The sequence below is a fragment of the Bradyrhizobium liaoningense genome (assembly GCF_018130955.1).
GTDB lineage: Bacteria > Pseudomonadota > Alphaproteobacteria > Rhizobiales > Xanthobacteraceae > Bradyrhizobium > Bradyrhizobium liaoningense_C.
This window is the reverse complement of sequence record NZ_JAFCJM010000046.1, coordinates 1-18583: the sequence shown is the minus strand read 5'-3', so window position 1 is coordinate 18583 and position 18583 is coordinate 1. Positions and strand designations below refer to the sequence as shown.

The 18583-nt window shown below is 64.2% G+C and carries 18 protein-coding genes; 11 read left to right on the top strand and 7 right to left on the bottom strand.

Going from position 1 to position 18583, the window contains the following annotated elements; genetic code table 11:
• Window position 1 precedes the first annotated feature (1 nt).
• The 5 genes from JQ632_RS28550 to JQ632_RS28530 all read left to right on the top strand — a co-directional run bounded on the left by JQ632_RS28550 (window position 2) and on the right by JQ632_RS28530 (window position 5078).
• Window positions 2–1087, top strand: a complete 1086-nt coding sequence (locus JQ632_RS28550; RefSeq protein WP_212405974.1) for an ABC transporter ATP-binding protein — start codon at window positions 2–4, stop codon at window positions 1085–1087.
• The gene (locus tag JQ632_RS28545) at window positions 1087–2061 is read left to right on the top strand and encodes a carbohydrate ABC transporter permease (RefSeq protein WP_212405973.1); all 975 of its coding nucleotides are present in this window, start codon (window positions 1087–1089) and stop codon (window positions 2059–2061) included. The genes JQ632_RS28550 and JQ632_RS28545 overlap by 1 nt, the downstream gene beginning before the upstream one ends.
• Window positions 2061–2867 (top strand): carbohydrate ABC transporter permease, encoded by an 807-nt coding sequence (locus JQ632_RS28540; RefSeq protein WP_212405972.1) that lies wholly within the window; start codon window positions 2061–2063, stop codon window positions 2865–2867. The genes JQ632_RS28545 and JQ632_RS28540 overlap by 1 nt, the downstream gene beginning before the upstream one ends.
• 10 nt (window positions 2868–2877) lie before the next feature.
• Complete coding sequence (locus tag JQ632_RS28535) at window positions 2878–3207, top strand: DUF2160 domain-containing protein (RefSeq protein WP_212405971.1); 330 nt, start codon at window positions 2878–2880, stop codon at window positions 3205–3207.
• Between the two features lie 128 nt (window positions 3208–3335).
• The gene (locus tag JQ632_RS28530) at window positions 3336–5078 is read left to right on the top strand and encodes an ABC transporter substrate-binding protein (protein WP_212406007.1); all 1743 of its coding nucleotides are present in this window, start codon (window positions 3336–3338) and stop codon (window positions 5076–5078) included.
• 220 nt (window positions 5079–5298) lie between these two features.
• On the opposite strand, the gene JQ632_RS28525 is transcribed toward JQ632_RS28530, so the two are convergent.
• From JQ632_RS28525 to JQ632_RS28515, 3 genes are all read right to left on the bottom strand, one after another.
• Window positions 5299–6399 carry an alkene reductase gene (locus tag JQ632_RS28525; protein WP_212405970.1) on the bottom strand — a complete coding sequence of 367 codons (1101 nt, stop codon included), beginning with the start codon at window positions 6397–6399 and terminating at the stop codon, window positions 5299–5301.
• A 309-nt stretch (window positions 6400–6708) separates the two neighbouring features.
• Window positions 6709–7212: a DUF1993 family protein gene (locus JQ632_RS28520; protein WP_212405969.1), complete on the bottom strand. Its 504-nt coding sequence runs from the start codon at window positions 7210–7212 to the stop codon at window positions 6709–6711.
• A gap of 108 nt (window positions 7213–7320) precedes the next feature.
• A complete protein-coding gene (locus JQ632_RS28515) occupies window positions 7321–8634 on the bottom strand; it encodes a lytic murein transglycosylase (RefSeq protein WP_212405968.1) in 1314 nt (437 codons plus the stop codon).
• A 419-nt stretch (window positions 8635–9053) separates the two neighbouring features.
• On the opposite strand from JQ632_RS28515, the gene JQ632_RS28510 reads away from it, so the two are divergent.
• The 3 genes from JQ632_RS28510 to JQ632_RS28500 all read left to right on the top strand — a co-directional run bounded on the left by JQ632_RS28510 (window position 9054) and on the right by JQ632_RS28500 (window position 10651).
• On the top strand, window positions 9054–9203 hold the full coding sequence (locus JQ632_RS28510) for a hypothetical protein (RefSeq protein ID WP_212405967.1): 150 nt from the start codon (window positions 9054–9056) through the stop codon (window positions 9201–9203).
• A 54-nt stretch (window positions 9204–9257) separates the two neighbouring features.
• Window positions 9258–9686: a universal stress protein gene (locus JQ632_RS28505; protein WP_212405966.1), complete on the top strand. Its 429-nt coding sequence runs from the start codon at window positions 9258–9260 to the stop codon at window positions 9684–9686.
• Window positions 9687–9952: 266 nt separating this feature from the next.
• Window positions 9953–10651, top strand: coding sequence for a hypothetical protein (locus tag JQ632_RS28500; RefSeq protein ID WP_212405965.1), 699 nt, complete (start codon window positions 9953–9955; stop codon window positions 10649–10651).
• A gap of 34 nt (window positions 10652–10685) precedes the next feature.
• Here JQ632_RS28500 and JQ632_RS28495 read toward each other — a convergent pair whose 3' ends face one another.
• Window positions 10686–12626 carry a glycosyltransferase gene (locus tag JQ632_RS28495; RefSeq protein ID WP_212405964.1) on the bottom strand — a complete coding sequence of 647 codons (1941 nt, stop codon included), beginning with the start codon at window positions 12624–12626 and terminating at the stop codon, window positions 10686–10688.
• Complete coding sequence (locus JQ632_RS28490; protein WP_312015672.1) at window positions 12623–13762, bottom strand: HlyD family efflux transporter periplasmic adaptor subunit; 1140 nt, start codon at window positions 13760–13762, stop codon at window positions 12623–12625. The genes JQ632_RS28495 and JQ632_RS28490 overlap by 4 nt, the downstream gene beginning before the upstream one ends.
• A gap of 473 nt (window positions 13763–14235) precedes the next feature.
• Between JQ632_RS28490 and htpX the strand changes: the two genes are divergently transcribed.
• Complete coding sequence (htpX, locus tag JQ632_RS28485; RefSeq protein WP_212405962.1) at window positions 14236–15171, top strand: zinc metalloprotease HtpX; 936 nt, start codon at window positions 14236–14238, stop codon at window positions 15169–15171.
• Window positions 15172–15335: 164 nt separating this feature from the next.
• Window positions 15336–15971 carry a tetratricopeptide repeat protein gene (locus JQ632_RS28480; protein ID WP_212406006.1) on the top strand — a complete coding sequence of 212 codons (636 nt, stop codon included), beginning with the start codon at window positions 15336–15338 and terminating at the stop codon, window positions 15969–15971.
• A 10-nt stretch (window positions 15972–15981) separates the two neighbouring features.
• Here JQ632_RS28480 and JQ632_RS28475 read toward each other — a convergent pair whose 3' ends face one another.
• Entirely contained in the window at window positions 15982–16338 is a 357-nt protein-coding gene (locus JQ632_RS28475; protein WP_212405961.1) for a hypothetical protein, read from the bottom strand.
• Window positions 16339–16546: 208 nt separating this feature from the next.
• On the opposite strand from JQ632_RS28475, the gene JQ632_RS28470 reads away from it, so the two are divergent.
• Window positions 16547–16840, top strand: a complete 294-nt coding sequence (locus JQ632_RS28470) for an antibiotic biosynthesis monooxygenase (RefSeq protein ID WP_212406005.1) — start codon at window positions 16547–16549, stop codon at window positions 16838–16840.
• A gap of 19 nt (window positions 16841–16859) precedes the next feature.
• Here JQ632_RS28470 and JQ632_RS28465 read toward each other — a convergent pair whose 3' ends face one another.
• A complete protein-coding gene (locus tag JQ632_RS28465; RefSeq protein WP_212405960.1) occupies window positions 16860–18305 on the bottom strand; it encodes a short-chain fatty acyl-CoA regulator family protein in 1446 nt (481 codons plus the stop codon).
• Window positions 18306–18583: the final 278 nt, after the last annotated feature.

Below are 18583 nucleotides of genomic sequence, written 5' to 3'. Positions count from 1 at the left end.
CATGGCCCGCATTGACCTCGTCGACCTCGCCCATTCCTACGGTGGCAATGATGCCGCCCCCGAAAGCTTTGCGCTCAAGCCGGTGACCATGACCTGGCGGCAGGGCGGCGCCTACGCGCTGCTCGGCCCAAGCGGCTGCGGCAAGACCACGCTTCTCAACGTCATCTCCGGCATCATCACGCCGTCGCGGGGAAAAATCCTGTTCGACGGCCAGGACATCACACCGCTGTCAACCCAGAAGCGCAACATCGCCCAGGTGTTCCAGTTTCCGGTGATCTACGACACCATGACGGTGGGGGAGAACCTGGCGTTTCCGCTGAAGAACCGCGGCGTGGCCAAGGCCGATATCGACAAGCGCGTGACCGAGATCGCGCGCCTGCTCGACCTGGAGCCCTATCTGAACCGCAAGGCCACGCGACTGACGGCGGACGCCAAGCAAAAAATCTCGCTCGGCCGGGGCCTCGTGCGCAACGACGTTGCCGCCGTGCTGTTCGACGAGCCGCTCACCGTCATCGATCCCGAGCTGAAATGGCAGCTCCGCTCGAAATTGAAGGCGCTGCATCGCGAGCTCGATCTCACGATGATCTACGTCACCCACGACCAGACCGAGGCGCTGACCTTCGCCGACACGGTCGTGGTGATGCATGACGGCCGCGTGGTGCAGAGCGGCACGCCGGCCGAGCTGTTCGACAAGCCCGCGCACACCTTCGTCGGCTACTTCATCGGCTCGCCCGGCATGAACATTTTGCCAGCCGAGGTGAAGGGGCGGGAAGCGCGCATCGACGGCCACACCATCGCGCTCAACCGCAGCTACGACAATCTGCCCGCGGGCGCGAAGATCGAGATCGGCGTGCGGCCGGAATTCGTCGAAACCGTCGCGCCCGGACCGGGCCTGCTCACCGCCAAGATCGAGCGCGTCGACGATCTCGGCCGCATCCGCTTCGCGCGCACCCGTCTCGGCGATGCCAAGCTCGCGGCGCGTGCCCCGGCCGGGTTCACGCCCTCCGACGGATCAGCCGGATTGAAGTTCGATCCGTCGCACGTCCACGTCTATGCCGACAGCCTTCTGGTGGAGGGAGCCGCCTGATGGACAAGACAATCAACCAAAAGGCCTGGTTCCTGGTGCTGCCGGTGTTCCTGGTGGTGGCCTTCTCGGCGGTGCTGCCGCTGATGACGGTCGTGAACTATTCGATGCAGGACACCTTTGGCAACAACCAGTTCTTCTGGAACGGCGTCGGCTGGTTCAAGGAGTTGCTCGATCCCTCGACCGATCTCGGCGGCCGCTTCCTCGCTTCGCTTGGCCGCAATTTGCTGTTCTCCGCGATCATCCTCGCGATCGAGGTGCCGCTCGGCATCGTCGTCGCGCTGTCGATGCCGCGCGAGGGCTGGACGGTCGCGGCCTGCCTCGTCATCCTCGCGCTGCCGCTGCTCATTCCCTGGAACGTCGTCGGCACGATCTGGCAGATCTTTGGCCGGCCTGACATCGGCCTGCTCGGCTACACGCTGAACAGCATCGGCATCGACTACAATTACGTCTCCAACGCCCTCGACGCCTGGGTCACCGTCATCGCGATGGACGTCTGGCACTGGACGAGCCTCGTCGCGCTGCTCTGTTACGCCGGCCTGAAGTCGATCCCCGAGGCCTATTACCAGGCGGCGCAGATCGACGGCGCCTCGCGCTGGGCGGTGTTCAAGGCGATCCAGTTGCCGAAGATGAACCGTGTGCTCCTGATCGCCGTGCTGCTGCGCTTCATGGACAGTTTCATGATCTACACCGAGCCCTTCGTCGTCACCGGCGGCGGCCCGGGTAACTCCACGACCTTCGTTTCGATCGAGCTCGTCAAGATCGCGCTCGGCCAGTTCGACCTCGGCAAGGCTGCCGCCCTGTCGTTGGTCTACAATTTGATCATCCTGATCGTCTGCTGGGTGTTCTACACCGTCATGACCAATGCCGGCGTCGAGCGCAAGGCGCGGGCGGAAAGCGAGCCGGCGGTGGATCGCTCGCCCGCCGGCGCGCTGCAGCCCGCGGTCGCGCTCGCATCCAAGGAAGGAGTCGTCTGATGCACACGATTCCCGGTCGTCGCCTGATCATGGCGCTGTTCCTGATCTTCCTCCTGTTGCCGATCTACTGGCTCGTCAACATGAGCTTCAAGACCAACGCCGAGATCGTCTCGAGCATGACGCTGTGGCCGCACACGCCGACGCTGCAGCACTACAGGCGCATCTTCACCGACGAGAGCTGGTACTCCGGCTACATCAATTCGCTGGAATACGTCGTCCTCAACACCATCATCTCGATCTCGGTGGCGTTGCCGGCGGCCTATGCGTTCTCGCGCTACCGCTTCCTCGGCGACAAGCATCTGTTCTTCTGGCTGCTGTCGAACCGCATGGCGCCGGCCGCGGTCTATGCGCTACCGTTCTTCAACCTCTATTCGGCGATCGGGTTGTTCGATACGCCCTGGGCGGTCGCGCTCGCGCACTGCATCTTCAACGTGCCGCTGGCGGTGTGGATCCTCGAAGGCTTCGTCTCCGGCGTGCCGCGCGAGATCGACGAGACCGCGTTCCTCGACGGCTATTCCTTCCCGCGCTTCTTCGTGAAGATCCTGATTCCCCTGATTGCAAGCGGCATCGGCGTCGCCGCGTTCTTCTGCTTCATGTTCTCCTGGGTCGAGCTCCTCTTGGCGCGCACGCTGACCTCGGTCGCGGCCAAGCCGATCTCGGCGATCATGACGCGCACGGTCTCGGCCGCCGGCATGGACTGGGGCCTGTTAGCAGCCGCCGGCGTGCTGACCATCATTCCGGGCGCACTCGTGATCTGGTTCGTCCGCAACTATATCGCGCGCGGCTTTGCGCTCGGCCGCGTGTAAGGAGGCACCCATGGAAAGCATCGCATGGATGGCCTGGACGCTGCCGACGGCGATCTTCTTCGCCGCGCTCGCCTGCACGCTCGCTGTCATGACCTGGCTCGCTGCCGTCTATCCCGAGGCCGAGCGGGTCGGCGTGCTGCGCATCCCGACCACGCGCGGCGATCGCCTGTTCATTTCTCTGATCGCGGCGGCCGTGATCCACCTGTTGTGGATCGCGTTCGTCGGGACCGACGCGATCGGCACGTTGCCGATCGGGGAGGACGGGTTCGAGATCTCGAACCTGTGGTTCGCAAGTGGAATTTCGCTTGTCACGGCCGTGCTTATTTTCCGCACGGTCTGAAGCTCGCGAAGAAGACCAGATCCGGGGGCCAACCCGGACCTGTTTAGAGTTTGTCGCTGCAACGGAGGAACAACATGCGACAGTTTAGGAGAAGGAAAGGTCCATTGACCAAGAATAGCTTTCTGACCATGTCTAGCGCTGCTGCGCTCGTTGCAGCGTCTTTCGCCGTCTCGGCGCCGGTCCGCGCCGCCGACGACGCCGTGATCCAGAAGTGGATCGCGGAATTCACGCCTTCGACGCTGTCGAAGGAAGACCAGAAGAAGGAGCTCGAGTGGTTCGCGAAGGCCGCCGAACCCTTCAAGGGCATGGAGATCAACGTCGTCTCGGAAACCATCACGACTCACGAATACGAGTCGCAGACGCTGGCCAAGGCGTTCTCCGAGCTGACGGGCATCAAGCTCAAGCACGACCTCATCCAGGAAGGTGACGTCGTCGAGAAGCTCCAGACCCAGATGCAGTCCGGCAAGAACGTCTATGACGGCTGGATCAACGATAGCGACCTGATCGGCACCCACTTCCGCTACGGCCAGACGGTCGTGCTGTCCGACTACATGACGGGCGAAGGCAAGGACGTCACCGACCCGATGCTCGACGTCAACGACTTCATCGGCAAGTCGTTCACGACGGCTCCGGACGGCAAGCTCTACCAGTTGCCCGACCAGCAGTTCGCGAACCTCTACTGGTTCCGCTACGACTGGTTCACCAACCCGGACTACAAGGCCAAGTTCAAGGCCAAGTATGGCTACGAGCTCGGCGTTCCCGTGAACTGGTCGGCCTATGAGGACATCGCCGAGTTCTTCACCAACGACATCAAGGAGATCAACGGCGTCAAGGTCTACGGCCATATGGACTATGGCAAGAAGGACCCGTCGCTCGGATGGCGGTTCACCGACGCCTGGCTGTCGATGGCCGGCAACGGCGACAAGGGCATTCCGAACGGTCTGCCGGTCGACGAATGGGGCATCCGCATGGAAGGCTGCCGTCCGGTCGGCTCGTCGGTCGAGCGCGGCGGCGACACCAACGGTCCCGCTTCGGTCTACGCCATCACCAAGTACCTCGACTGGCTGAAGAAGTATGCCCCGCCGCAGGCCCAGGGCATGACCTTCTCGGAAGCAGGTCCGGTGCCGGCGCAGGGCAACATCGCCCAGCAGATCTTCTGGTACACCGCCTTCACCGCCGACATGGTGAAGCCCGGTCTGCCGGTGGTGAACGCTGACGGTACGCCGAAGTGGCGCATGGCTCCGTCGCCGCACGGCTCGTACTGGAAGGAAGGCATGAAGCTCGGCTACCAGGACGCCGGTTCTGCGACGCTGTTGAAGTCGACCCCGGCCGATCGCCGCAAGGCGGCCTGGCTCTATCTCCAGTTCATCGTCTCCAAGTCGGTGTCGCTGAAGAAGAGCCATGTCGGTCTCACCTTCATCCGTGAATCCGATATCTGGGACAAGTCGTTCACCGAGCGTGCGCCGAAGCTCGGCGGCCTGATCGAGTTCTACCGCTCGCCCGCGCGCGTGCAGTGGACCCCGACCGGCAACAACGTGCCTGACTATCCGAAGCTGGCGCAGCTCTGGTGGCAGAACATCGGCGATGCGTCGTCCGGTGCGAAGACCGCCCAGGCCGCGATGGACTCGCTCGCTGCGGCCCAGGACTCGGTGCTTGAACGCCTCGAGAAGTCGGGCGTGCAGGGCGCCTGCGGTCCCAAGCTGAATAAGAAGGAGACCGCTGAGCACTGGTTCGCCAAGGTTCAGAAGGATGGCACCATCGCTCCGCAGCGCAAGCTCGCGAACGAGAAGCCGAAGGGCGAAACGGTTGACTACGACACCCTGATCAAGTCGTGGCCCGCCACCCCGCCCAAGCGCGCCTCGCTGCAGTAAGGACAGGCGTACCAGCCCACGCCATCCGAGAACGACGAAAGGCCGGGAGCGATCCCGGCCTTTTTCTTTGTGTCCAGCGAGTTGCGGCGCCGCCATCTTCTCCGCTGTCATCGCCCGACTTGATCGGGCGATCAGTATTCCAGAGACGGTGACGAATACGGAGAAGCCGCGGCGTACTGGATGCCCCGCTTTCGCGGGGCATGACAACGTTCGTCTGGATCTACTCCGCCGGCTCAGCAGCGAGCGTCGGATAGTCCGTATAGCCCTTGGCGCCGCCGCCGTAGAACGTGTTCTTGTCCCACTCGTTCAGCGCTGCGCCCTTCTTCAGCCGCTCGACGAGGTCGGGGTTGGAGATGAACGGCTTGCCGAAGGCAATGAGGTCGGCGGCGTCAGCCTCCAGCACCTTGCTGGCGAGCTCGAAATCATAGGCGTTGTTGGCCATGTACGCGCCGGAGAAGCGCTTGCGCAGGCTCGCATAGTCGAACGGTGCGAAATCGCGCGGGCCGCCGGTCGCGCCTTCCACCACGTGCAGATAGACCAGCTTGAGCGCGCTGAGCCCGTCGACGATATGGTCGAACAGGGCTTGCGGATTCGAGTCCAGGATGTCGTTGGCCGGCGTCACCGGCGAGATGCGGATGCCGGTGCGATCGGCACCGGCTTCGGACGCGACCGCCTTCGACACTTCGAGCATCAGCTTTGCGCGGTTCTCGATTCCGCCGCCATAGGCATCGGTGCGCTTGTTGGCGCCGTCCTTGGCGAACTGGTCGAGCAGATAGCCGTTGGCGCCGTGGATCTCGACGCCGTCGAAGCCGGCTTCGAGCGCATTCTTGGTGGCGCGCTTGAAGTCGTCGATGATGCCGGGGATTTCGGAAAGCTCGAGCGCGCGCGGCTCGGAGACGTCGGCAAAGGTGCCGTTGACGAAGGTCTTGCCCTTGGCGCGGATCGCGCTAGGCGCGACAGGTGCCGCGCCGCCGGCTTGCAACGCAGTGTGCGAGATGCGGCCGACATGCCAGAGCTGGATGAAGATCTTGCCGCCGCGCTCGTGCACGCGATCGGTGACCTTGCGCCAGCCGGCGACCTGGTCCTTTGAATAGATGCCGGGCGTGTCCTGATAGCCCTGGCCCTGTTGCGAGACCTGGCTCGCTTCGGTGACGAGCAGGCCGGCGGAGGCGCGCTGCGCATAGTATTCGGCGGCCAGCGGTCCCGGTACGAAGCTGCCCGGCACCGCGCGGTTGCGCGTCAGCGGCGCCATCACCGCGCGGTTGGCAAGCGTGATCGGGCCGAGCTTGTAGGGCTCAAACAATTTGGTCGGTCGGCTCATCGGAAAATGCTTTCAGTGAGTGGAAGGTGAGGAAAGACTTGTGCATCGCCGCAAGCGGCGCAAGGGACAAGCCATTCCGAAAGTGCAGGCGAGATGCGCGCGAAACCCGCGGAGCATAATTCATGTGCAATCAGCGCCGCGACAGCAGATTCGATCTGCGCCGCGGCGCTTGCAGGAAACGAAGGCGCTACTAGCTCACGAGATTGAATTTGATGCTTGCCACGAAGGAGATGCGCTCCCTCTCCCGCAAGCGGGAGAGGTTGAACGAGCCCGCGGTCAAACAGCTCAAACCTTCGACCAGTCGGCTGGCTAGCTCACGCCGAGGAAATCGCGCTTGCCGATCTCCACGCCATTGTGACGCAAGATGCCGTGGGCGGTGGCGGCGTGGAAATAGAAGTTGGGCAGCGAGAACGAGGAGAGGAATTGCTGCCCCTTCACCGTGATCGAGCGGTCGGGACCGGCCGGGAAGGTGACGTCCTTGGCGTCGGCGCCCTCGAACTGCTCGGGCTTGTACGACTTCACATAGTCGATGGTTTTGGCGAGTCGCTGCTTCAGTTCAGCGAAGGTCGTCTCGGTGTCGGGCATCGACGGCACCTCGCTGTGGGTCAGCCGCGCGCAGCCCTTGGCGGCGAAATCGCTGACGAGCTGGATCTGCTTCGACAGCGGCAGCATGTCCGGGAAGAGCCGCGATCCCAAAAGCACGCTCGGCTCGATCTTCTTGGCCGCGCAATGCGCTTCCGCCTTGGTGAGCAGGCCGGTGAGGCTGTTCAGCATTTGCAAATAGCCGGGGACGACGGCGTCATAGAAGGACATGGGATGCTCTTTTCGTGTTGCGGAATGCCAGGAGAAATCCTGGTCCCCTGACATGGGATCCGCATGGAAAAATGCAACTGCATGAACCCGCGCTGACGGGTAAAAAATCTACCGCACCGTCGCCTGGGGCTGCGCCTGCGCGGTGCCGCCGCGTATGCGGGCGAGCAGTTCGGCGGTCGGCCAGGAATCCGCCGGCAGGCCGTATTTGATTTGCATCGCCTTGACAGCGATGCGGCTTTGCTGGCCCAGCACGCCGTCGATCTTGCCGACATTGTAGCCGGCGCGCACCAGAAGCTGCTGCAACTCCTTCAGCTCGTTGAACGGCAGTTGCGCGACCGGCTGCGCCGGCTTGCGCATCGGTGCAGCACCGGCGATGCGCGAGGCGAGGTAGCCCGCGGTCGTTGAATAGATCAGCGAGTTATTCCATTCGGTGTAGGCGGCGAAATTCGGATAGGCCATGAAGGCCGGCCCGGTCCGTCCCATCGGCAGCAGTACGGAGGCTGCGAGATTGTCGTTCGGCAACGGCCTTCCGTCGGGATAAGTCACCCCTAGCTGCGCCCATTTCGAGCGCGGCTGCTGGGTCGACAGATCGGTCTGCTCCCACGGCAGGTTCGGCGGCACCTTGATCTCCTCCAGCCACGGCTCGCCGCGCCGCCACTTCAGGCCGTTGGCGATGTAGTTCGCGGTCGAGCCGATCACGTCGGGCCCCGAGCGCAACAGATCGCGCCGGCCGTCGCCGTCATAATCGACGGCGTAGTTGACGTAGTGCACGGGCAGGAATTGCGTCTGCCCGAGCTCGCCCGCCCAGGAGCCGATCATCTCGTCGGGATGCAGATCGCCGCGGTCGATGATCTTCAGTGCGGCAATGGTCTCCTTGGCGAACATCTCGGAGCGGCGGCAATCATAGGCCAGCGACACCAGCGATCTCAGCGTCGGCAGATTGCCCATGTTGGCGCCAAAATCGCTCTCCAGTCCCCAGAACGCGGCGATGACGGCGGGGGGCACGCCGTATTCCTTCTCGGCGCGCGCGAACGCCGCGGCATATTGCTTGATGTGCTGCTGGCCGTTCTGCATCCGGTAGACCGCGGCCATGCGGCCGGCAAATTCGGTGAAGAGCTGGCCGAACACGCGCTGGCCGCGGTCCCGGTTGACGATGCCCTGGTCGTAGACGAGGTGGGGCGCGGCTTCGGCGATCGTGCGCTGAGAGACGCCTTCGGCGACCGCCTGCTGTTTCAGCTCCGCGAGGAAGCGATCAAAACTCGCGCCATTGTGACACGATGCCCCGCGCGGCGACGGCGCAGCCTTCGGCGCCGCAGGGGCCGCCGGCCTGCCCGGAGGCGGAAGCAGTTGCTGGGCCGATGCTGCGGAGGCAAAAGCGAAGATGGTCGCGCATGCCGCGATCGCGCATCGGGTCCTGGACATCAGCTCACCGGATTGAGGGCAGGGAAGGTCTTTGCGAATCCCACCGTAAACCGGCGGACGGAGGCGATAAAGAGGTTCGATACGGTTCTCATAAAGCTGGAATCGAACGCCTCTTTGTTTTCGCTGTGGCCTCGACCGCTGCAACTCGTGACTGTGACGTCGACGCGCACTCCGCAAGCCGACAGTCCCTTTGGTCAGTGCGCGTCCACGACCGTCAAGAACGGAACCTGGCCTGACCTTGCCTTCAGGTTCGCATTCGCCTAATTTACTACCCTGGCGTGAGTGCCGTGCCATGCGTTCTCATCCTGAGCAGGAGCATTGGCCCTACATATCGACCGGGCATCTGCCCGAAGCTGACGCGGTCCAGAACCTCGTGCGCGAGGCGCACGTCCGCTTGGCCGGCGCAGGTCGCGGAAGCGGTGCTGCTCGACACGAAATCGCGTCTGCGAGCATTGAAGATCGGTCTGGTGATCATCCGGCTTGTCGCTCTCTCGATGAATCCGGCGGCCGCCTTCCCGATCATCGGCCGGGCGAATTGCTGGATTCCGCCGGCGAAGAAGAGAAGCTGACGGTGACAACACATTCGGACGGCAGCAATACGTTCAGCAATCGGGAGGTGAGGCATGTACCGGCATATTCTCATTCCGACGGATGGGTCGGATATCGCGGAGCGTGGGGTGGCGCATGGATTGGCACTGGCGAAATCCCTTGGAGCCAAGGTCTCCGTAATCTTTGTTGTCGAGCCGTTCTCAGAACTATCTGGGCGGTTTCTTGAAGCGGTCGCAACATATGCCGAACTGCGCAAGGAACAGGCCACGAGCGTGTTGGATCACATGGCCAATAAGGCCAAGGAGGCCGGTGTTCCCTGCGAGACGATTCAAGTCGAGAACGGGCACCCGCATCAAGCCATCATCGCAGCAGCCGAGGACAAGGGCTGCGATCTCATTGTCATGTCATCGCATGGACGCAGCGGACTTTCCATGCTTCTCATCGGCAGTGTGACGAACAAGGTGCTGACGCAGGCGACAACCCCCGTGCTGGTGTGTCCGTGACTGACGAGCAGGATTGACGCGGTGGCACCAATTGCCTGCGGGGCCATCCGCGGGGCGCGCCTTGCGATGATGAAAACTATACCTCAGATTTGCCCGACGCGTCAAGTCAATTTCGGAAAAATCGTACGATCGTGCCGGCGGTCATCGGCTACTGTGCATGGGGTTGTTTTCGATGTTTTTTGTTGCACGGTCATTAGGCCTCAGGCGACTCGGTCTCATCATGCGCTAGACTGCGCCTTGGGGGTTGGGTCGCAGGGGTGTTCCCGATGGCCTTGTTCGGCAGTTACAAAGCTCCGCCGCCAGACGATGCGCTGGATCCGCGCGCAGGCCCTGACGCGCTGCTGCGCGGCCTGGACAAGGTCGCGCCAGACTATCTCGAAAAGGCCGATCGCGGCGAGATCGTCTATCCCGCCGGCAAGCGTGAGCCTGGAACGGTCGAGGTCGGCGCGCGCGAGATCTGGCGCGACACGCGGCTCGAGGCGCTGCGCTACCTCACCATGATCCCGGGCCGGGACGCTAGCCTGCTCACCGCGCCCACGCGCCAGGCCGAGATGATCGAAAGCTTCCTGCGGCTGAAGCCACATGACCAGACGGTGATCGACTTCACCGGCCAGGCCGGCGACGACGTCGCCATCGCCATCATCGCCGGGTTGAACTGGCTCAACCATTGCGCCGGGATCGCCAAGGTCGACCGCGCGAAAGTCACCGGTATCCTGCGCAACTTCCGTAAGGTGGTCGTGGTTGCGCAGCGGTGGTGGGCGACCGACGGCGCCGAAGCGCGCTGTGCCGCGATGCTGGCCGCGCGGCGGCAACTGCCGCCCTTGATGCTGTATCTGGTCTGGCTGGAACATACCCGCCTGGCAAAGGAGGTTGCCGCCGCGGCAGCCTTTCCGAACGAGGCGACGCGCGCAACGGACGCGTGGCTGCGCTTCGAGGCGGCGCTTGATCCCGAGGATCTGTCGTGACGAGTAGCTTGCCCAAAGGCCCAGCTATCGCGATCTAGCCGAACAGCCGCAGCAGCAGCGCCTTGCCGACCGGGAAGGCCCGGACGCCGCGAAAGGCGCGCACATATTCGCCGGCATAGAACGCCCTGATCGCGTGCACACGCGTGTCCATGCTTTCCTCGAACCGCACCGCAAATCCGTCCGTCGTGTGGCGCACCGCCACGGCTGCGATCGACCGGCCGTAGATCTTGCATTCAACCGCGCTTCCGATCGCGGGGGGATCCGGATCGATCAGCCGGGCGCCCGTGATGGAAAGATCGGCGAGCCGTGCGAGATGCGACCTGCCGTCCTGGCGCAGCAGGATCGGCTCGTTGCGGACGAAGCGTTCCGCCTTGCGCTTGCGCGGCTGCTCGATGCAGACGAAGCAGACAACGGTGAGGATGAAGGCGTTGTAGAAGCTCCACGCCAGCGCCAGCCCGCCATAGGCGATATTCTCGCCGCGCAGATGCAGGATGAAGGCGTAGGCGATCGCGACCAACGTGATGAGCAGCGCGCCGCCATAGAGCCGCAGCAGCGGCCATTCCAGGAATTTGCGGTCACGCTTGCCGCCCTTGGCGGTGACCTTGAACTTGTGGCCCTTCGGCTTCAACAGGCCCGTCGTCACCGCCTTCAGGACCGCGGGCGCCGCGATGAGCTGCGAGACATCAGTCATCATGGCGAGCGAACGGCCGCGCGACAGCCAGGCCATCGTCAGTCCATGCCAGACGTAGAACGGCAGGAAGTAGGCAAGAACCTCGCCGAGATTTGCCTGCACGGCCTTGACGCCGAACAGCAGGAACAGCCAGGGCACGACGAGCCCCAGCATTCTGGCCGGGTACACCGCGGCCCAGCTCATGAAGGCATCGATCAGCGACAGCCGGTCGATGAATGGAAGAGTCGACGTCCGCGACAATGGTCCGCTGCGGCCGCGCGCGATCTGCATGAAGCCGAGACACCAGCGGCCACGCTGGGTGATGTATTCCTTCAATCCTTCGGGGGCGAGGCCGATGGTCAACCGCTCGTTGAGATAGATGGTGTTTAGCCCACGCTCCTTCAGCCGCAAGGTGAGGAGATAGTCCTCCGTCACCGAGTCCGTCGGAAAGCCGCCGATCTGCATCAAGCCGTCATACCGGATCAGTGAGGACGTGCCGCAGCAGAAGGCGACGCCCCAGGCATCCTTTGCCGGCATCAGGATGTCGAAGAAGAAGCGCTGCTCGTCGGGCCAGACGTCTGACGCGGCGAGGTTGGTCTGGATCGGATCGGGATTGATGAAGTGCTGCGGCGTCTGCACCACGCCGACGGACGGATCGTCCATCAGGCTGACGGTGCGGGCGAGGAAGTCGGGCCGCGGCACGAAGTCGGCATCCAGGATCGAGATGAAGGCGGGCCGGTTTGGCAATTGGCTCACATGCCGAAGGGCGTGGTTGATGTTGCCCGCCTTGGCGTGGCGATTGTCGGAGCGCGTGAGATAGTGGCAGCCGAGCTCACCCGCGAGACGTCGCAGCCACAGCCGGCGGCCGTCATCGAGCACCCAGACGCGATAGTTGCCGTAGGCCATTCCGGTGGCGCCGATGATGGTGCGCTCCAGGATCGAACGGTCTTCATTGTAGGTGCAGATGAAGACGTCGATCAGGGGCGCGGCGGGATCGGTGGCGCGACCGTCGATCCTGGCCGCGGCGGAGCGATCGATCGTGCGGCTGATGAACAGAAGCGACAGCGCGACGGCGGCCATTGAGGCCGCTTCCGCAAGCATGAAGGCATAGCCGACGACGAAATCCACCGTCAGCCCGGCCGGAGGGAGGGTCTTCGTCACGCGCCAATAGACATAGCGAAGCAGCAGTGCGAACGACACCCCGGTCAGCAGCGAGCGCGCGGGCGTGCTCTTGCGGCTGAGCAGCGGGACCGCCGCCAGGAAAAGGCCGAGCGCCAGAAAGCCGGGCGCCAGCGCCGCCATCATGGCGCGGTCTCGTGCCTGTCAAACACGACGCGGCCGGTCCGTCCGACCATGCAGTGCGTGGCATCGCTTGGCGCCACCGTGACGCGATACGGCTCCTTGCTCAGCGTATCGGGATTGATGGCGAGATTGGCGGGCGCGCCGGCCGCGCCGGTCAGGTTGACCACGGTACCGGAGATCGGATTGCCGCCATCATTCGGTTCGAAGGTCGCACGGTCGCCGAGCTGCAGCCGGTTGTAGACGCTCTCGGTGACGTTGGCGGTGATGACGGCACCGCTGCAATCCAGCACCTTGAGCAGCGGCTGGCCGGACTGCACGTCCTCGCCCGGCGAGGTCATCATCTCCCAGATCCGTCCCGTCACCGGCGTCTTGATGTCGGCCTCGGACAGATCGGTGAAGCGGATTTCCTCGATGATGATTTCGTTGGCGAGCCAGGCGATCTCGGTGTCGACGCGCGCCAGATCGGCCTCGAGGTCCTTGGCACGCTGGCGCATCTCCTCCTCGCGCTGCACCGAGCTCGGCCGGTCGTTATAGCTGTCGCCGAGGAACGAGCCGCTCTTCGCCGCGGTCAGCTCGACCTTGGCCGCATCCAGCCGCTTGCGCGCACCAAGCTCGGTCTGCTGCGCCACTGAAAGCTCGCGCGTCAGCCGCGCCAGCTCGACCGTGGACACGTTGCCGGTCTTGGCGAGCGAGGAGGCGCGCTCCACGGCCGCGCTCGCTTCCTCGCGCCGTGCGGCCGCCGCCTCGATCGAGGTCTGGATCTCGGCGATGCGCGCTTCGAGCTGCAGCACGCGTCCGTCCTTGAACTGCGCCGCCTGCCGCGCCAGGTCCTGCTGCGCGGCGCGCGCGGTCTCGAGCTTGGCGGCGATGCTCGGCCGCTCGTTCTCCAGCCGCGACTTTTGCCGCCTGAGGTCGTCGAGCCGGGTCCGGTCGCCGCGCGAATTGACGACGCGGAGCACCACCGTGCCGGCGTCGAGCTGGGCACGGTCCTTGATCGTGTAGGCGGTGGCGGCAACGCGTCCGCCGATCGGCGTGCGCAGCGTGACGAGACGGGAGTTCAGCACCGCTTCGACGCTGGAGCTCTCCCACATCGCGCGCAGCGGCAGCCAGCCGAACACGGCCACCACGGCAAGTCCCACGGCGATCTTGAGGCCTCGCCGCAGCCACGGCCAGCGTCGTTCCTCGTCGGGGGGCTCTGAGTGGGCGACAGGCTCCTGCAGGTGTTCTTCGTCGGCAAAGAGCCGTTCCTGCAACGCATGCTGCAGGCCCTTCGCGTCGGCGGCATGATCCGTCCGAGGTGAGGAGGGCGATGGATCGCCAACGGACGCCGCTCGGGACCGTTCCATCATGGCAAGCACCTTGCTCAATGGTAACAATGGAACCGACTAATGCGCAGACCCAGCCCGTCGTGCCCGCGCCATCGGATATAGCCGACGCCGCACTTTCCAATCCGCTAAACGATGGCGTGGGTTTTTGCGCAAATGCGCGGTAAGGTTTAGCGGCGCTGTTTGCCGCGTCGCCAAGACGCAGCCGCCCCTCTTGAAGCGTCCGGAACCGGATCATTACCTGAGACGCGGGGCAGAACGCTCTCCCCTCGCAACGGAACGTCGCCATGAACTATTTTCGCACAGCTCTTCTTCTCGCAGGCCTCACGGCGCTGTTCATGGGCGTCGGCTATCTCATCGGCGGCGCCGGCGGTGCCATGATCGCGCTGCTGGTTGCGGCGGCGACCAACCTCTTCACCTACTGGAACTCCGACCGCATGGTGCTGTCGATGTACGGCGCCCATGAGGTCGACCGTGCCAGCGCGCCGGAGCTCTATGGCCTCGTTTCCGAGCTCGCAGCCCGCGCCGCGCTGCCGATGCCGCGCGTGTTCCTGATGGACGAGGCGCAGCCCAACGCATTCGCCACCGGCCGCAACCCCGAAAATGCAGCGGTCGCCGTCACCGTCGGGTTGATGCAACAGCTCAGTCGCGAGGAGCTTGCCGGCGTCATCGCGCACGAGCTCGCGCACATCAAGAATCACGACACGCTGTTGATGACGATCACCGCCACCATCGCCGGTGCGATCTCGATGCTGGCGCAGTTCGGCATGTTCTTTAGCGGTCACCGCGACAGCAACTCTGGCCCCGGCATCGTCGGTTCGATCCTGATGATGATCCTTGCGCCGATCGGCGCGATGCTGGTGCAGATGGCGATCAGCCGCACCCGCGAATATGCCGCCGACAATCTCGGTGCGCGCATCGCGGGTCAGCCGGTGTGGCTCGCCTCGGCGCTGGTGAAGATCGAGAACGCCGCCCATCAGGTGCCGAACTACGACGCCGAGCGCAATCCGGCGACCGCGCACATGTTCATCATCAATCCGCTGTCGGGGCACGGCGTGGACAACCTGTTCGCCACGCATCCCTCGACCCAGAACCGCATCGCCGCGCTCCAGCAGCTTGCAGCCGAGCTCGGCACGCGCGCCGGGCCGTCGGTCGGCGCCAACGAGAATTACCCGAGCGGAAGCCCCTGGGGCCGCTCGTCCTCGCGCGGGCCGTGGGGCTGATCCAAGGCAACGTTGAGGATCTTTGGGAGGGCCTGGTTCCTTTCGCAGATGCGGCCGCCTTTGTGAGCTGGCGCACACAAGGTCGTGCTCGGCGGTGCTAACACCGCTTCCAGTTCGTTTTGAAAGGGGATGCGTGGCCGGCCCGCTGCCGGCGACGGTCGATGATGACCAGACTAGCCGCGCCATTGTTGATCATTCTCGGCATTCTCGTCGGTCTGTCGTTGCACACCGTTGTCAATTGCGGTGACGCCGACGATCCCGACGTCTGCTCGGCCGTCATCGGCTTCAGCCCCCTGCGCGGTCCGCTGATCGCCTTTGCCTATGAGGGGCGCGGCCGGATCGCGATGCGGCACGGCGATGCCAAGGTGGCGATCGCCGATTACGACCAGGCCATCCGCCTCAATCCCAACCGCGCGGCACTTTTCCGCGACCGCGGGCTCGCGCGCCAGCGCAACGGCGAGCTCGATGCCGCGATCGCCGATTTCGACCAGGCGATCGCGCTCGATCCGAAGCTCGCCGCGCCTTACGCCAACCGCGGCCTCGTGCTCGCCGCCAAGGGCGACCTCGACCGCGCGATCCTGAGCTACAACACCGCCATTCGGCTCGCGCCGTCGGATGCCGAACTGCGCGTCAACCGCGGTCTCGCGCTTGCGATGCAGGGACGCAGCACCGACGCGCGGGCCGATTTCGAGGCCGCGCTGGCGCTCCCGGACGGGAAGGATGGCTGGGCCCACAACACGGCGCGGACCAGGCTGGCCGACCTCGAAAACGCAGAGCCGACCCACGTCGCCGCGCCATAGCGGTGAATGCCTACTTCGCCTTCTTCTTCTTCTTCGCCTTCGCGGCCTTGGCCGGCTTCTCCTTCACCGACTGCTTTTTCTCCGGCTTCTGCGTAGCGGCGGCAGCCTCGGCAGCCGCAAGCCGCATCGATCGCGCGTAGCTGTCGGCGACGTTGTCGGCGGACATCTGCAACCGCCTTGCGGCGGCGGTGGCCTGCTCCATCGTGGTCTTGGCCATCTCCTTGTAGCGATCCCGCACGTCCTTGCCCTTGGCCTTGGCCGCAAGGGCCGCGAACTTGTCCCGTCGCTCCTTGGCGCGGGCCATCAGCCCGGTATGCAGTTGTCTGGCCAATTGCCGGATCACGACATCCAGGTCGGCGTCCGCCATGTCATCTTCCTCTTCGAAAACAGTCACATCAAGGCGGGCGAATATGCAGATACGGGTCGGGGTTGGCAATCGCGTGAACGCAACGAACGGGCCCGTAGAAGGCCGAAGTCGCGGCTATCCAACGCTTTCAACCGTGGATCGATTGGGCGCTTGGGCGTAGGATCGCGCGGAGGGCGCAATGCCCATCAAGTACCGGAAGGAGGGTCTCATGTATGCCGCCATCCGTCAGGCCAAGGCAAAAAGCGGAACGGCCGAAGAGCTGGCGCGCCGCATCAAGGAAGGTGCGGTTCCCATCATCAGCGACGTCGAGGGCTTTCGTGCCTATTACGTGGTCTATGCCGGCGACGACACGGTGACCGCGATCTCCATCTTCGACAAGTTCGAGCAGGCGGAGGAGGCCAACAAGCGCGCGATCGCCTGGATCGAGAAGGATCTTGGCCCGCTCTTGGCGGGAGACGCGCGCGCGGTGGCGGGCCCGGTGATCGTGCATACGCTGGTGTGATTGCGCGACCGCAATCGCCTCACAACTCCCGCGCATTCGTGAACGCGAACGAGCTCACGCGCCGCGTCGTCTCGTCCAGAATTAGCGTGCGCGTGATCGGCGGCTCGGCACGCTGGGCGCAGTTCTCGCGCTCGCAGAGCCGGCAGTTGACGCCGATCGGCGTGCCTTCCGCCTTCTCCAGATCCATCCCCGCGGCATAGACCAGGCGCGAGGCGTGCCGGATCTCGCAGCCGAGGCCGATCGCAAAGCGCGGCTGGGGAAGAGGGTGGGGCGCAATTGGCCGGCGCACCATCTGCGCGATCGAGAAATAGCGCGTGCCATCGGGCAGCTCGATCACCTGCTTGAGCAGCCGGTCCGGCGTGTCGAAGGTCGAGTGCACGTTCCACAAGGGGCAGGTGCCGCCAAACTTCGAGAACGGAAAGGTGCCGGAGGAGAAGCGTTTTGAGACGTTGCCCGCATTGTCGACGCGCAAGAGGAAGAACGGGATGCCGCGCGCGTTCGGCCGCTGCAACGTGGTCAGGCGGTGGCAGACCTGCTCGAACCCAGCGCCGAAGCGCTGCGCCAGCACGTGGATGTCGTAGTTCAGCGTTTCGGCAGCGCTCAGGAAGGTCGGGTAGGGCATCATCACGGCGGCCGCAAAATAGTTTCCGAGCGTGATGCGGAACAGCCGCCGCGGCGCGTCGTCGAGCGGCCCGGCGCGGCTGATGATAGTCTCCAGATGAGCAGCGCATTCGCCGAGCCCGATCTGGAACGCGAGCTGGAAGGCGCGGCCGGGCGTGTCGACCAGTTCGGAGATCAGGAGCTGGCGGCGATGGCGGTCGAAGCGACGCAAGGTCTCGCGCATCACGTCCACCGGCATGATGCGGGTCGTGATCGAGTGCTTCTCGCGCAGGCGCGTGGCGAGCGCCGCGTAGAGGCCTTCGGCTGGCACGTTCAACTCGTCGCGCAAGGCCTCCGCGGCCTGCTCGAGCTCCGGAAAATAGTTGCGGTTGGCCTCGATCAGCTCGCGCACCCGCTCGACCGGATTGGCCTCGTAGCGCGTCCCGACGTCGCGGTCGGCCATCTGCGCCGCCGCCAGCGTCTCGCCCTGGCGTGCCTCGGCATAGGCCGCATAGAGGCGCTGCATCGCGTGGGTCACGCCGGGACAGAGCTCGGCGAGGTCCCGCAGCTCCTGCTTGGGAACGTCGATCTGGCGGAACAGCGGATCGGAGAAAATCTCGTTCAGTTCCGCGAAGAAGCGGTCTTCGTCGGCGGTCGCAAGATCTCGCAGATCGAGATCATAGGCCTCGGCGAGCCGCAGCAGGATCTGTGCGGTTACGGGGCGCTGGTTGCGCTCGATCAGGTTGATGTAGCTCGGCGAGATACCAAGCCCCTCGGCGATCTGGGTCTGCGACAGCCCCAGTTGCTGGCGGATGCGTCGGAAGCGCGGCCCCACGAACAGCTTTTTCCCGGATACGGCAGGCATGGCGGTTTCCCAGTGACGTTAAGGACAGGTCTTCTGACCCAATTATCTACATTTTTTACAAAATAACATTTGTTACATGTTCTTATGTTACATGACATCACCATTCGATTACAAGCCATCTGTACGAGTTTATGTTTTTCGCGTTTAGCTCTCGACACGTACTTCGCAATGCACTGTCACAAATGTCGAGATTGGCGACCAGCCAGTTTGTCGTCATCGAAGGGATCACGGACATGAATTTCCAACCGCGCGGCATCAGCGACCGGGCCATCCAGGGG

Excerpts from the sequence above, each read along its gene's own strand:
- JQ632_RS28550 (WP_212405974.1), top strand. The coding sequence starts at position 2 with ATGGCCCGCATTGACCTCGTCGACCTCGCCCATTCCTACGGTGGCAAT.
- JQ632_RS28545 (WP_212405973.1), top strand. The coding sequence starts at position 1,087 with ATGGACAAGACAATCAACCAAAAGGCCTGGTTCCTGGTGCTGCCGGTG.
- JQ632_RS28540 (WP_212405972.1), top strand. The coding sequence starts at position 2,061 with ATGCACACGATTCCCGGTCGTCGCCTGATCATGGCGCTGTTCCTGATC.
- JQ632_RS28535 (WP_212405971.1), top strand. The coding sequence starts at position 2,878 with ATGGAAAGCATCGCATGGATGGCCTGGACGCTGCCGACGGCGATCTTC.
- JQ632_RS28530 (WP_212406007.1), top strand. The coding sequence starts at position 3,336 with ATGTCTAGCGCTGCTGCGCTCGTTGCAGCGTCTTTCGCCGTCTCGGCG.
- JQ632_RS28525 (WP_212405970.1), bottom strand. The coding sequence starts at position 6,399 with ATGAGCCGACCGACCAAATTGTTTGAGCCCTACAAGCTCGGCCCGATC.
- JQ632_RS28520 (WP_212405969.1), bottom strand. The coding sequence starts at position 7,212 with ATGTCCTTCTATGACGCCGTCGTCCCCGGCTATTTGCAAATGCTGAAC.
- JQ632_RS28515 (WP_212405968.1), bottom strand. The coding sequence starts at position 8,634 with ATGTCCAGGACCCGATGCGCGATCGCGGCATGCGCGACCATCTTCGCT.
- JQ632_RS28505 (WP_212405966.1), top strand. The coding sequence starts at position 9,258 with ATGTACCGGCATATTCTCATTCCGACGGATGGGTCGGATATCGCGGAG.
- JQ632_RS28500 (WP_212405965.1), top strand. The coding sequence starts at position 9,953 with ATGGCCTTGTTCGGCAGTTACAAAGCTCCGCCGCCAGACGATGCGCTG.
- JQ632_RS28495 (WP_212405964.1), bottom strand. The coding sequence starts at position 12,626 with ATGATGGCGGCGCTGGCGCCCGGCTTTCTGGCGCTCGGCCTTTTCCTG.
- htpX (WP_212405962.1), top strand. The coding sequence starts at position 14,236 with ATGAACTATTTTCGCACAGCTCTTCTTCTCGCAGGCCTCACGGCGCTG.
- JQ632_RS28480 (WP_212406006.1), top strand. The coding sequence starts at position 15,336 with ATGACCAGACTAGCCGCGCCATTGTTGATCATTCTCGGCATTCTCGTC.
- JQ632_RS28475 (WP_212405961.1), bottom strand. The coding sequence starts at position 16,338 with ATGGCGGACGCCGACCTGGATGTCGTGATCCGGCAATTGGCCAGACAA.
- JQ632_RS28470 (WP_212406005.1), top strand. The coding sequence starts at position 16,547 with ATGTATGCCGCCATCCGTCAGGCCAAGGCAAAAAGCGGAACGGCCGAA.
- JQ632_RS28465 (WP_212405960.1), bottom strand. The coding sequence starts at position 18,305 with ATGCCTGCCGTATCCGGGAAAAAGCTGTTCGTGGGGCCGCGCTTCCGA.